Below are 12558 nucleotides of genomic sequence, written 5' to 3'. Positions count from 1 at the left end.
CCACTTCGCTTGGAACGATGGGGCCATGCGCTCATTCGGTACGGCGACCGTCCTCATCATGCTGCTGGTGCTGACCGGGTGCGGGTCCGGCGGCGACGACGCGGACGACGTACCGACGATCACGACGCGGCCCTCGGTGTCAGCGACCAGCACGCCGACGTCGGCGACCAGCGCCCCCTCGACCGATGCCACGACGGAGACCTCGAGCACGCCGACACTGCCCGCGACGAGCGAACCGACGCCCACGGAGACTGCCGGCCCCTCGCCCGAGCCGCCGACCGACGATCCCGTCGGACCGACGACCTACCGCGAGGCGCAGGCCCGGCTGAACGACCGGAGCACCGGCGAGCCGGTCACCCGGGCGCGGTTCACGACACCGGACGACGTCGTCTACTGCCTCCTCGACGATCTGGTGATCGGACCTGCCTGCGAGCTGCGGCGCGGCTTCATCAAGGACGCCGAGGTGTGCGGCGGTGGCACCGCGGACGGCGTCGGGCGGATCGAGACCTTCGAGGATCGTGCCCGACCGGTGTGCAACACCGACACCATCCGTGAGCCGGGCGCCGACGAGATCGCCGGAGACGGGGTGCTCGCGGTCAGCGGTGACGTCCGGTGCCTCGTCGAGACCGTCGGCGTCACCTGCCTCGACACCGGAGCCCGCACCGGGTTCTTCCTCGCCCCCCTGGAGTACCACGTCTTCTGATCCTCGGGTCGAGGAGGTCGTCCGGCGACCGCCTCGAGACCCCACTACCGTGGGCGTCATGCTCGTCGCCTTCAGCATCTCCCCGTCCGGATCCGCCGCCGACGAGACCGGAGGCGTCACCGAGGCGGTGGCAGCGGCGGTCCGCGTCGTCCGCGAGTCCGGGCTCCCCAACGAGACCAACGCGATGTTCACCAACATCGAGGGCGCGACTACCCCGCATTGAGACATGGCGCGTGTGGCGTGCGTGCGGACACGAATTCGCGGAAGGACCCTCGTGTCCCGCTACCTAGGACCAAGGGCGGTTCCAGGCGCGAACAAGTGCGTCATGAAGGATGAACTCATACCTAATGGTGAATCCGGCTCCGGAAACCTTACGAAACACGAAGTCGGTGTAGTCGCGGTAGCCTGAGGGATTCCGAACTCCCACGCCGCCGGTTTCGAACATCTGCCTGAGTAGGGCTCTTACTTCGTTTCGCTCGAGTTCACCTTGTAGTTCAGTCTCCAGATAGGCAAAGTCGAAGCGACGAGTCGGAAGCGTTCGCAAGGCGTCCCGGAAACTGGCCACCTTGCGCGCGCTGCCCAGAGGCAGCACACCGGCAAGGTTGTCAAAGATCTCGCCGACGAAGTACTCCTCCGCGTACTGCTGCACCGCAGCCTTCGCGTTGTCCTCGGGCATTTGCTTGCTGCCGCCGTAGTTTCGCTGGGCGAAGCCAAGGAGTGCGATCATGTCGCGAGGTAGGAGTCGAGTGTTATCCAGAAGGAACTCAGCCATCTCCGTGTGAGGACCGATAGCGATCGGAGCATTGAAATACTGCTTCACTAAGTTGGTCACCTCGGGACGTGTCACTTGAGCCTTCTTTGTTGCCAACGCCCAGAGGTGGTTCTGACCGCCGATTCCTCCCGCGCTCCAGTCGAGGTGAACTGAGTGGGGCTTCAACTTGTTGGTCTCCGCCCCCGGCAGGACATCGAAGATGTCCGAGCGCATGGCAGCGACGATGTTGACCGGCAGTGCCCATTGGCGAAGGTTTCGGTTGAGGTCCTTAATAGCCTGCGTCAAACCAGAGAGCGATGCCCACTCGTCCTCCGCCTCGAAGAAGAATGAGTCGAGGCCGTCCAGGGCAATCAGGTGACGACTCTCCGTGCGTACCTGGCGCATCTCGGCTTTGAGTGCTTCTGAGACTTCAAGGGCTGTGACTTTGCGGACGTCTCGTTCGGCCTCGCCGCCAATGACCTTGGCGTCGAACGTCATTCGCTGTTTAGACCACTGCGCGACCTTGCGTGCCCAGTCGCCTTGAAGGAGTCCGGCTTTGTTCAATTCCTTGACCAGTCGGCCGAACGATGCTGGTGCGCGGAGACCTTCATCCGAGTTGAGCGAGTCGATCACCCGCAGCAAGAGAAGGAACTCCCATGCCGCTTGATTGCGTGCGGGCCCCGCGGCCTGGTCGATCTGTAGCGCTGTGACATCGTTGACTGGAAAGCTCGCGAGGTTCCACGCTGAGAAGAAGTGATCCCACCGTCCTGCCCACGACAAACGGATGTGTTCGAGGACGGCCGACTTCCCCGCGCCTTTGGGACCGAGGATCAACCAAGCGCGCCCAGTGGTAATGCCGAAGGCCGCCTCGCGGTAGTCGTAGAAGCCGCCCATTAGGAGATCGGGTTCGTCGATCGCCTCTTCGCTCGCGTCGAGATGGCCGAAGTGGAGTTCCTTCAGGGGCGGTTGCGGCATCGAGACGTCCGTTCGTTGTTCTCATCTGGTGCTGCTCGACCCTATCGGCGCACCTGGCCGCAGTCTTTGGTTTGCCTTCACGCAAGGTGCGCGGGTGTTCGCTTCCGCTGCCCGCCCGGTGCCATACGCGGTCGGGTAGCGGAGTAGGTTCGGCGTGCGCGACGCTCAGATTCTTGTCCGGGGCGTACCTGGGAGCAGTTACCGAAGGAGTTCGACGTGTTAGTCGCATTCTCTGTTGCCCCGAGCGGAACGGGCCGCGCCGATGGATCGGTCGCGGATGCCGTCGCGGCGGCGGTTCGCGTGGTGAGGGAGTCCGGACTCCCGAACCGAACCGACGCGATGTTTACGACGATCGAGGGCGACTGGGATGCCTGCCTAGACGTCGTGAAGCGGGCGACCGAGGCCGTCGCGCCATACGGGTCGAGGGTCTCCCTCGTCCTGAAGGCGGATATCCGTCCCGGCTACCAGGGTGAACTCGACGCGAAGGTCGAGCGGCTCGAAGCGGCGATCGGTGAATCGGAAAATGAGACGCCATGACCCATGTGCGCGGATCTTCGAAGGGGAGTGGGACGAGGTGATGGCCGTGGTCAAGCGGGCCATCGACGTCGTCGCCGAGGTGTCGCCGCGCGTCGGCCTGGTGCTCAAGGCCGACATCCGACCCGGCCACACCGGACAACTCACGGCGAAGGTGGAGCGGATCGAGAGCGCGCTCGAGGCATGACCATGGACAGCGAGGCGCTCAGCTTCCGGACCGGCGGCGAGGAGCGGGTCCTCGACATCACCGGCGACTGTGCCGACTTCGTGTCCGGGCGCGGCGACGGGCTGCTGCACGTGTTCGTCCCGCACGCGACGGCGGGCATCGCGATCATCGAGACCGGCGCAGGGAGCGACGACGACCTGCTGTCGGCGCTGGCGGACCTGCTGCCCGCCGACGACCGTTGGCGGCACCGGCACGGGTCGCCCGGGCACGGACGCTCTCACGTGATGCCGGCGCTGGTGCCGCCGTACGCCTCGGTACCGGTGATCGACGGCCGGCTCGCGCTCGGCACCTGGCAGAGCGTCTGCCTGGTCGACCTCAACGTCGACAACGACGTCCGCGAGGTGCGGGTCAGCTTCCTCGGCGGCTGAGCCGCGTCCGGCGGCGGCTACGGTGGCGGGCGTGAGCCGGTTCTCCTCGATCGCCCTCGTCGATCCGCGTGGCTGGGTACTTCTCCAGGAACGGGACGAGCACCCCGTGATCGACCCGGAGAAGTGGGGCTTTCCGGGCGGTGGGGTCGAGCCTGGAGAGTCGTGGGAGGACGCGGCCTACCGCGAGCTCGAGGAGGAGACCGGGATCGCGCTGAGCGGAGGGCTCGAGCTCTTCGACGAGTTCTCGGTCCGTCACGCCCATCGCGACACCGACGACACGTTCTGCCTCTTCACCGCCCCCACCGAGCTTGGGAACGCCGACGTCGACTGCAAAGAGGGTCGGCAGATCGTGTTCGTGGACCCCGAACGTGCCCGAGGGCTCGACCTGACCGTTGCCGCGGCGAAAGCACTCCCGCGGTTCCTTGCCTCCGAGCGCTACCGGAGCCTGCTTCGGTGAGGAATGTCGCCGAGCCGGCGATCGCGTTTCTCGTCGGGTGAGCGCCTAAACTCGCCGCCATGGCCCTTCTCGACCGGATCACCTCGCCGCGCGACCTGCGGGACCTCACGGAGGACGAGCTCGCGACGCTTGCGAGCGAGATCCGCGACCTGTTGATCCGAACCGTCGCCACGAACACCGGGCACCTCGGGCCCAACCTCGGCGTCGTCGAGCTCACCCTGGCCATCCACCGGGTGTTCGACAGCCCGCGCGACAGGGTGGTCTTCGACACCGGTCACCAGGCCTACGTCCACAAGCTCGTGACCGGGCGGGTCGCGGAGTTCGGCACGCTGCGCCGCGAGGGCGGGATCAGCGGCTACCCGAGCCAGGAAGAGTCCGACCACGACATCGTCGAGAACTCCCACGCGTCGACGGCGCTCAGCTACGCCGACGGCATCGCCAAGGCCTACGCGATCCGCGGCGAGGACCGCCACGTCGTCGCGGTGATCGGCGACGGCGCGCTGACCGGCGGCATGGCGTGGGAAGCGCTCAACAACATCGCCATCGCGCGCGACTCCCGGCTGGTGATCGTCGTCAACGACAACGGCCGCTCCTACACGCCCACGATCGGCGGTCTCGCCACCGCGCTCACCGGGCTGCGCACCAACCCGCGCTACGAGCAGGTGCTCGAGATGGTCAAGAAGCGGGTCAACGCGGTCCCTGCGGTCGGTCCCACCGCCTACGACGCCCTCCACGCGGTCAAGAAGGGCCTCAAGGACGCGCTCGCGCCCCAGGGCCTGTTCGAGGACCTCGGCCTCAAGTACGTCGGTCCCGTCGACGGCCACGACCGGGCCGCGATGGAGCACGCCCTCCTGCAGGCGAAGAAGTTCGGCGGACCCGTGATCGTGCACGCCATCACCCGGAAGGGCTTCGGCTACGACCCGGCGGAGCGGCACGAGGCCGACCAGTTCCACGCGCCGGGCCCGTTCGACGTCCAGACCGGTGCCGAGAAGCCGAAGGGTCCCATCTGGACCGACCACTTCGCGGAGCACATCGTGCAGATCGGTGCGCGACGCCCCGACGTGGTCGCGATCACCGCGGCGATGATGCACCCCGTCGGGCTCGACAAGTTCCAGGCCCGGTTCCCCGAGCGCACGTTCGACGTCGGGATCGCCGAGCAGCACGCCGCGACGTCGGCGGCCGGGCTCGCGCTCGGCGGGCTGCACCCCGTCGTCGCGGTCTACGCCACGTTCCTCAACCGCGCGTTCGACCAGGTGCTGATGGACGTCGCGCTGCACAAGTGCGGCGTCACGTTCGTCCTCGACCGGTCCGGTGTGACCGGCGACGACGGTGCCAGCCACAACGGCATGTGGGACATGTCGGTCCTCCAGGTCGTGCCGGGGCTCCGGCTGGCTGCGCCACGGGACGTGACGCGGATGCGCGAGCTGCTCGACGAGGCGGTCGAGGTGGCCGACGCGCCGACGGTGGTGCGCTTCCCGAAGGGACCGCCGCCCGCGGACATCGAGGCCGTCGACCAGATCACCGGCGGTAACGGCGTCATCGACGTGCTGGTGCGCGACGGGCGGCGCGACGTGCTCGTCGTGGCCGTCGGCTCGATGGCCGGCGTCGGACTCGGCGTCGCAGAGCGGCTGTCCGCGCAGGGCATCGGCGTCACCGTCGTCGACCCGCGCTGGGTCAAGCCGGTCGACCCGGCGCTGGTGGCGGCGGCAGCCGACCACCGGTTGGTGGTGACGATCGAGGACAACGGCGTCATCGGAGGCGTCGGCGCGGTCCTGCTGCAGACGCTCTCGGCCGCCGGCGTCGACACGCCGGTGCGCCTGCACGGCATCCCCCAGGAGTTCCTCGGCCACGCGAAGCGGGCCGTGATCCTCGAGCGGGTGGGCCTCTCGGCCCAGAAGATCGCGCTCGACATCGTGCACGAGATGACCGGCACGGGCGCCGTCGATGCCGCCGACGCGGACGCGGCGGTCGACCGGACGCTCCTCGATGCCGACAAGAACGGCTGACCGAGCGGGCGGCCGGCTCAGGTACCTCTCCGCACTGCTCCCGATCCTCCTGCTGACGCCCTTCCTCGTCGCCTGCGGTGACGACCCGCCGGACACGCCGGACGACCCGGACGCCGGGGTCGCCGAGGCGATCCAGCGCACGCTCCGCCAGCGCGCCCGGGCGATCCTCTCTCGCGACCCGGTGGCGTTCGAGCGAACCCTTGCTCGGCGCGACCCCGGCTTCCTCGCCGAGCAGGAGGGCTACTACGCGAACGTCGCGCAATTGCCGCTCGGCACCGTGCGCTTCGACCTCGCGGAGCGGACGATCGAGCGGTCCCGCGCCGGCTACTGGGCGGAGGTCGCCATCCGGATCGAGCTCGAGGGGTACGACGTCGCACCTGTGCTCACCCGGGACCGCTGGCGGTTCGTCCCGACCGGCGACGAGCGTCGCTACCTGCTGACGTCGACCACGGACGCCGACTGGGAGGCCGGTGCCGGCACTGGTCCGCAGCCCTGGGACCTCGGCGAGATCGAGGCCCGTGACCGTGCCGGCGTGCTCGGGATCTTCGACCCCACCACGGTGCTGAGGGCCGACGCAGTGCTCGACTCGGTCTCGGAGGCCAGGTACGAGGTGCGCTCGGTGTTGCCGCCCCACATCGAGGACCCCGGCGGCGTCGTCGTCTACGTCCTCGCCGACCAGGAGTTCGTCGAGTCGATCGACGGTCTGCCGGTCAGCGACCCGGACCGACTCGACGGCGTGACCGTCCCGGTCCCGCGGAACGCCGACGACGCCGACGGGCCGGTGTCGTCGTACCGGATCATGCTGAGCCCGCACGTCCTCGACGAGAGCGAGGCGGTCCTCGACCGGCTGGTACGGCACGAGCTCACCCACGTCGCCCTGGGCGAACGCGCCAGGGGCGTCCCGCTGTGGTTCACCGAGGGCCTGGCCGAGTACGTCTCCGTCCAGCCGATCGCGCCCGCCGAGCGGCGGCTCCAGACCACCGCGCTCGACCTCGTCGCGGGCGGAGTCACCGACGTCCCGGCCGACAGCGAGTTCGGCGGCCCGCAGGCCGAGGGCTGGTATGCCGTCTCGTGGTGGATGTGCGAGTACATCGCCGCGACCTACGGCGAGCCGGCGCTGTGGACCCTGCTCGACGAGCTCGGCGAAGGTGGCGACCAGCGGGCCGTTGTCCGCGACCAGCTGGGGATCACGACGTCCGAGCTCGTCGAGGCGAGCATCGGCCTGATGCGCCGCACCTACGAGTGAGGCCGCCTGGGGTCGTCAGTATCGTTTCCCCGTGACCCCGACACCTCGCCTCGTGCACATCGTCGACGACGTGCCGGAGCTCGCCGGGGTGGAGGACCTGCGGATGGTCGTCGCGCTCGACGGTTTCCTCGACGCCGGCAACGCCGGTGCGATCGCGTCCCGCCACCTGATGACCGAAGGCGCCGACCCCGTGCCGGGCTCGGGTGGTACCGGCGGTGGTGTGGTCGTCGCCACCTTCGACGTCGACCAGCTCCACGACTATCGCGCCCGCCGGCCCCCCATGTCCTTCGTGCGTGACCACTACGAGGCCTACGAGGCGCCGCGGCTCGTCGTCCGGTTGCTTCGCGACGAGGGCGGCACGCCGTACCTCCTGCTGCACGGTCCCGAGCCCGACACCCGCTGGGAGGCCTTCTGCCGGGGCGTGCTCGAGGTCGTCGAGCGGTTCTCGGTGTCGCTGGTGATCGGGATGGGCTCGGTGCCGATGGCGGTGCCGCACACCCGGCCGATCGCGATCACCCACCACGCCAACAACGCCCACCTGCTCAGCGGCACCAGCCCGTGGCGGGGGGAGCTCCGGATCCCGAGCAGCGCCCAGGCGCTCCTCGAGGTGCGGCTGGGGGAGTGGGACCACGACGCGCTCGGCTTCGTCGCGCACGTGCCGCACTACCTCGCACAGCTCGACTACCCGCGCGCGGCGATCGCGCTGCTCGAGCAGGTCGAGCTCGCGGCGCGGCTGACCATCAACCTCACCGACCTCGGCACCGCGGCCGAGGAGCGCGAGGAGGAGATCGGCCGTTACCTCGCCGCCAACAGCGAGGTCGAAGAGGTCGTCACCGCGCTCGAGCAGCAATACGACGCGTTCGCCCGCGCCGAGGAGCGCGGCTCCAGCCTGCTCGCCGAGGACCAGCCCCTCCCGACGGGCGAGGAGATCGGGCAGCAGTTCGAGCAGTTCCTGGCCGGCCTGGAGCGGCCGGACGACACCGGAGGTGGCGGATGACCTCGCACGACGACCACGAGGCCGAGCCCGAGGTCACAGGGAGCGACGCCACTCGCCGGCTGGTCTCGCTGCTGGATCTCGAGCAGCTCGACACCGACCTGTTCCGCGGCAAGCAGCCCGACACCGTCCGGCAGCGGGTCTACGGAGGCCAGGTCGCGGCGCAGGCGCTGATCGCGGCCACGCGCGCGGTCGGCCCGGAGTTCCACGTCCACTCACTGCACTCCTACTTCCTGCTGCCCGGCGACTACAACGTCCCGATCATCTACGACGTCGAACGGATCCGGGACGGGAAGTCCTTCGCCACCCGCCGGGTCCTCGCGCGCCAGCACGGGCGGCCGATCTACTACCAGTCGCTGAACTTCCAGCTCTCCGAGGACGGCCTCGAGCACCAGGACGCGATGCCCGAGGTCAAGGGCCCCGACGAGGGTCTCGACCTGGTCGAGCTGATGCAGGAGCGCGGCGCCGACGACGGGCTCGGCAAGGAGTGGGCGGCGCTCGACGTGCGCTGGCTCGGCAGCTCGCGCTACGGCCTCGACCCCGACCCGCTCCACCCGTCGAAGGCCCAGGTCTGGATCCGGATCGACGGGAGGCTGTCCGACGACCCCATCGAGCACCTCGCGGCCTTCACCTACGCCAGCGACGTCTCGCTGCTCGGGGCGACGCTGGCCGCGCACGACGTCGACGCGCAGGCGGTGCAGATGGCGTCGCTCGACCACACCATCTGGTTCCACCGGCCGTTCCGTGCCGACGAGTGGTGGCTCTACGACCAGTGGTCGCCGTCGGCCGGCGGCGCTCGCGGACTCTCGCTCGGTCGGGTCTTCACCCAGGACGGCACGCTGGTCGCGACCACCGCCCAAGAGGGCCTGATCCGTCCACGGACGCGGTGACGTCGCTGGAGGCCGGCCGCGAGGCGCTCGCGCGGGGCGACCACGACGAGGCACGCCGACTCCTCATGCCTCTCGTCGAGGAGACGCCGGCCGGGCCGGCGACGATCGTCCTCGCCCGCGTCGAGCTGGCGGCAGCGCGCCCCGACGTGGCACTGACCGTGCTCGACGCGTTCCTCGGCGAGCGCCCGCATCACGGAGGCGCGACGCTGCTGCGGGCGCGGGCAAAGCTGGCGACCGGCGACTTCCGCGGAGCCCGGATCGATGCCGAGACGGCGGCGGCCCTCCTGCCCGATCCCGCGGCCGCCGGACGCGTGCTGACCAGGATCGACAAGGTGCGGGCGGGCCGGAGCGACACGGACGTGCTGGCGGAGGCGCGGCCGCTGCTCGCCGTCGTGGACGCGGGCTACCTCGAGGCGCGGCGGTCGGGGCCGACCGACGTGCTCCGGAGGGCGGCACGGGAGCTCTCCGCGATGGATCCGGGCGGTGACTGGACGGCCGACCCGGAACGCGCCAAGGTCGCGTACTTCTCCAACGCCACCGACCCCGACGAAGCGCTCCGCAGCTACGACGCGCACCTGATCGAGGTCTCCGCGGAGTTCGGCTACATCACGTGGCCGCGCCGGATCCAGGAGCACGTCCGTGGCCGGAGCGTGATCGATGTCGGGTGCGGCTTCGGCGGCTTCGGGATGGGTTTCCTCGTCGCCGGCGCCACGTCGTACCTCGGGCTCGATCCGGCGATGGACCTCGAGACGTCGGACGCCAAGAACAAGCGCATTCGCTCCTGGTCGGACATGGGCGTCACTCCGCGCGAGATCGCGGAGACGCTGCCGGCGATCCGGCTGGTCCGCGGGAAGTCGGAGGACCTCTCCTTCGACGAGACGTTCGACACCATCTCCCTGCACAACGTGACCGAGCACCTGCAGGAGCTGGACCGGGTGTTCGCGGGCCTGGTCCCGTTGTGCAAGCCGGACACCAAGCTGGTGTTCCACCACCACAACTTCTACTGCTGGAACGGGCACCACGATGCTCCGAACCAACCCGAGCAGCTCGACGAGTCGCTGTGGATCCACCGGCAGATCGCGGACTGGCGGCACATCGACCTGGTCCCGAGCCTGCCGCCGTACCACCAGTACCTGACCGACCTCAACCGGATCCGGCTCGACGAGCTGCGGGCGATCACCGAGAGGTACTTCGAGGTCGAGCGGTGGGAGGAGATCCCCTCCTCGCCCTCGACGATCGCCCGGCTCACCCCGGAGATCCTCGATCGGGTCCGGCAGACGGTCCCGGACCTGACCGAGCGCGATCTCAGCGTCAACGTGGTGCTCGCCGTCGCGTCGCCGAAGACGGACCACGATGGCTGACGACCTGCTGCCCCTGCCGCCGCCGAGTGTGAGCCGCTCGCCCTTCCTCGACCGGCTCGGGATCCCCGAGGCGGTCGCCCGGCTCGAGCAGGCACCCGCGGTGCCCGGGATGCTCACGATCGAGGAGCGCGCGATGCTGACCCGCGTCGTGGCGACGACCTGGCGGGGAGAGGGCGCCATCATCGACGGCGGCAGCTTCCTCGGCTCCTCCCTCGTCGCGGAGGCGCAGGGTCTGCAGGCCAACCCGGCCGGGGGAGCCGCAGACTGGTCCCGCTTCCCCGGGGGGAAGCCGATCCACGGCTACGAGCGGGGGATCCACCCAGGTCGGCGCGGGCCGCGCGAGAGGCAGCGGAAGGTCTACGACGGCTTCGAGCTCGACCTCGGCGACGACTTCGTCAGCGCCCTCGAGCGCGCGACCGAGCCCTACCGCGACGCGATCGCCCTGCACATCGGTGACCTGAACGACCAGCACTGGGACGGCTCACCCATCGAGATCGCCTTCATCGACGTCTGCAAGACGGCGCGCCTCAACGCCCACGTCTCCCGCGAGTTCCTGACGGCCCTGGTCCCGGGCGCGTCGACGCTCATCCATCAGGACTTCTTCTTCGACCGGCTGCCATGGATCCGGGTCACCATGGGCCACCTGGCCGACCACTTCCGCTGGGAGGGCCAGGTCAACTCGAGCTCGGTCTACACCAACGTCTCGGCGGTCCCGGCGGACGTCGCGTCGTACGACCCGTTCCTCCACGGCACCTTCGACGACTGCCTCCGCCTGCACGACGCCGTGCCGTTCCCCGGCATCGGCCGCGGCACCGAGCTCCGGTTGGCCCTGTCCCGAGGACTGCTGATGGCGCACAAGGGGCGGCGCTCCGATGCCCTCGACTACCTGGGTTCGCTCGCAGTCGAGTACTCCGACGTGCTGACCGACCCGGCCACCGGGCCCGACGCCCGGCGGCGGCTCGACCGGTGCGTCGGCCAGGTCACGAGCGGCGTGCTGTACCGGAAGCTGGGTTGGGACGGCGTCGACGACACCGTGGACGGACGCCCGACCGTGCTCCCTCTCCTCGGCGAGGCGGCCGCGGGCACGACGGCGCTGCGCGAGGTCGACCTCGCGGCCGCCAGCGCCCGCGTTCGTGAGCGGCCGACGGTGCCGGGACAGACATCGGTCACCGAACAGGCCCTGCTCGAGGAGCTCGCGGCCAAGACCTGGCGGGGCGAGGGCGCGATCGTCGACGTGGGGAGCTTCCTCGGCGCTTCGCTGGTCGCCGAGGCGGAGGGACTTCGGGCCAACCCGGTGTTCTCCGCAGCCGAGCATCGGGTCCCCGGGCTCCCGATCCACGGCTTCGACCGAGGCTTCCTCCCCGCCCCGCCCGGCCCGGCCGCGAAGCGGGAACGGACCTTCGGCGACGTCACCATCCAGCTCGGCGACAGCTTCCTGCCGCGCCTCACCCGCACCGTCGCGCCGTACGGCGACCTGGTCGAGCTGCACGTCGGCGACCTCGAGAAGCAGGGCTGGGACGGCTCACCGATCGAGCTGGCCTTCGTCGACGCGGCGCCGAGCGCCACCGTGAACGCCAGGATTGCGGCGTCGTTCTTCCCTGCGCTCATCGCGGGCTCCTCGACGCTGGTCGTCCGCGACGTGTACTCCGACAGGCTGCCGTGGGTCAACGTCACGATGGGCTTTCTGGTCGGCCACCTCCGCTGGCAGGGACAGGTCCGGACGTCGGCCGTCTACGGCAGCACCACCGCGGTTCCGGCGGACGTGGCGACGTACGACCCCTTCACCGAGGCCACCCTCGACGAGTGCCTCCGCTACCACGACGCGTCCGGCGGCGAGGTCGAGACCATCGGTCGCGAGTGGCAGCTTCTGCTCGCCTTGTCGCGGGTGCGGTTGGTGGCGGCGAAGGGCGACCCCGACGGCGCGGTCGACCTGCTGCGCGACACCGCCGACCGGTACGTCGACCTCCTCGCCGACGGGAGCGTTCACCTGCCCCGGATCGAGCGGGTGAAGCAGGCCATCAGCCGCACGCGGCCCGCCGGGTAGCGC

General features: G+C 69.8%; 12 protein-coding genes and 1 pseudogene. 12 read left to right on the top strand and 1 reads right to left on the bottom strand.

Annotation, left to right across the window (positions count from 1 at the left end; all coding sequences use genetic code 11):
* Window positions 1-25 precede the first annotated feature (25 nt).
* Window positions 26-703, top strand: coding sequence for a hypothetical protein (locus SHK19_RS13065; protein ID WP_322936482.1), 678 nt, complete (start codon window positions 26-28; stop codon window positions 701-703).
* 58 nt (window positions 704-761) lie between these two features.
* A pseudogene (locus tag SHK19_RS13060) lies at window positions 762-911 on the top strand (thiamine-binding protein); the annotation flags it as partial.
* A gap of 78 nt (window positions 912-989) precedes the next feature.
* Here the strand turns inward: SHK19_RS13060 and SHK19_RS13055 are convergent.
* Window positions 990-2429 carry a P-loop ATPase, Sll1717 family gene (locus SHK19_RS13055; RefSeq protein WP_322936481.1) on the bottom strand — a complete coding sequence of 480 codons (1440 nt, stop codon included), beginning with the start codon at window positions 2427-2429 and terminating at the stop codon, window positions 990-992.
* Between the two features lie 216 nt (window positions 2430-2645).
* On the opposite strand from SHK19_RS13055, the gene SHK19_RS13050 reads away from it, so the two are divergent.
* From SHK19_RS13050 to SHK19_RS13005, 10 genes are read left to right on the top strand one after another with little or no spacing between them, the layout of a single operon-like run.
* Window positions 2646-2966 (top strand): thiamine-binding protein, encoded by a 321-nt coding sequence (locus SHK19_RS13050; protein WP_322936480.1) that lies wholly within the window; start codon window positions 2646-2648, stop codon window positions 2964-2966.
* Entirely contained in the window at window positions 2953-3150 is a 198-nt protein-coding gene (locus SHK19_RS13045; RefSeq protein ID WP_322936479.1) for a thiamine-binding protein, read from the top strand. The genes SHK19_RS13050 and SHK19_RS13045 overlap by 14 nt, the downstream gene beginning before the upstream one ends.
* Entirely contained in the window at window positions 3147-3557 is a 411-nt protein-coding gene (locus tag SHK19_RS13040; RefSeq protein ID WP_438862033.1) for a secondary thiamine-phosphate synthase enzyme YjbQ, read from the top strand. The genes SHK19_RS13045 and SHK19_RS13040 overlap by 4 nt, the downstream gene beginning before the upstream one ends.
* A gap of 31 nt (window positions 3558-3588) precedes the next feature.
* The gene (locus SHK19_RS13035; RefSeq protein WP_322455392.1) at window positions 3589-4014 is read left to right on the top strand and encodes an NUDIX domain-containing protein; all 426 of its coding nucleotides are present in this window, start codon (window positions 3589-3591) and stop codon (window positions 4012-4014) included.
* 59 nt (window positions 4015-4073) lie between these two features.
* Entirely contained in the window at window positions 4074-6020 is a 1947-nt protein-coding gene (gene dxs / locus SHK19_RS13030) for a 1-deoxy-D-xylulose-5-phosphate synthase (RefSeq protein WP_322936478.1), read from the top strand.
* Window positions 6001-7266 carry a gluzincin family metallopeptidase gene (locus SHK19_RS13025; protein ID WP_322936477.1) on the top strand — a complete coding sequence of 422 codons (1266 nt, stop codon included), beginning with the start codon at window positions 6001-6003 and terminating at the stop codon, window positions 7264-7266. The genes dxs and SHK19_RS13025 overlap by 20 nt, the downstream gene beginning before the upstream one ends.
* A gap of 31 nt (window positions 7267-7297) precedes the next feature.
* Window positions 7298-8263 (top strand): proteasome assembly chaperone family protein, encoded by a 966-nt coding sequence (locus SHK19_RS13020; RefSeq protein ID WP_322936476.1) that lies wholly within the window; start codon window positions 7298-7300, stop codon window positions 8261-8263.
* Window positions 8260-9150: an acyl-CoA thioesterase gene (locus tag SHK19_RS13015; protein WP_322936475.1), complete on the top strand. Its 891-nt coding sequence runs from the start codon at window positions 8260-8262 to the stop codon at window positions 9148-9150. Before SHK19_RS13020 ends, SHK19_RS13015 begins: the two co-directional genes overlap by 4 nt.
* A complete protein-coding gene (locus SHK19_RS13010; RefSeq protein WP_322936474.1) occupies window positions 9147-10511 on the top strand; it encodes a methyltransferase in 1365 nt (454 codons plus the stop codon). The genes SHK19_RS13015 and SHK19_RS13010 overlap by 4 nt, the downstream gene beginning before the upstream one ends.
* Window positions 10504-12555: a hypothetical protein gene (locus tag SHK19_RS13005; RefSeq protein WP_322936473.1), complete on the top strand. Its 2052-nt coding sequence runs from the start codon at window positions 10504-10506 to the stop codon at window positions 12553-12555. The genes SHK19_RS13010 and SHK19_RS13005 overlap by 8 nt, the downstream gene beginning before the upstream one ends.
* Window positions 12556-12558 lie beyond the last annotated feature (3 nt).

The sequence above is a fragment of the Nocardioides bizhenqiangii genome (assembly GCF_034661235.1).
Taxonomy (GTDB): domain Bacteria; phylum Actinomycetota; class Actinomycetes; order Propionibacteriales; family Nocardioidaceae; genus Nocardioides; species Nocardioides bizhenqiangii.
Note: the sequence above shows the minus strand (reverse complement) of the source record. Positions and strands in the feature narration are given on the sequence as shown.

Excerpts from the sequence above, each read along its gene's own strand:
- SHK19_RS13025 (WP_322936477.1), top strand. The coding sequence starts at position 6,001 with ATGCCGACAAGAACGGCTGACCGAGCGGGCGGCCGGCTCAGGTACCTC.
- SHK19_RS13040 (WP_438862033.1), top strand. The coding sequence starts at position 3,147 with ATGACCATGGACAGCGAGGCGCTCAGCTTCCGGACCGGCGGCGAGGAG.
- dxs (WP_322936478.1), top strand. The coding sequence starts at position 4,074 with ATGGCCCTTCTCGACCGGATCACCTCGCCGCGCGACCTGCGGGACCTC.
- SHK19_RS13045 (WP_322936479.1), top strand. The coding sequence starts at position 2,953 with ATGAGACGCCATGACCCATGTGCGCGGATCTTCGAAGGGGAGTGGGAC.
- SHK19_RS13065 (WP_322936482.1), top strand. The coding sequence starts at position 26 with ATGCGCTCATTCGGTACGGCGACCGTCCTCATCATGCTGCTGGTGCTG.
- SHK19_RS13015 (WP_322936475.1), top strand. The coding sequence starts at position 8,260 with ATGACCTCGCACGACGACCACGAGGCCGAGCCCGAGGTCACAGGGAGC.
- SHK19_RS13055 (WP_322936481.1), bottom strand. The coding sequence starts at position 2,429 with ATGCCGCAACCGCCCCTGAAGGAACTCCACTTCGGCCATCTCGACGCG.
- SHK19_RS13005 (WP_322936473.1), top strand. The coding sequence starts at position 10,504 with ATGGCTGACGACCTGCTGCCCCTGCCGCCGCCGAGTGTGAGCCGCTCG.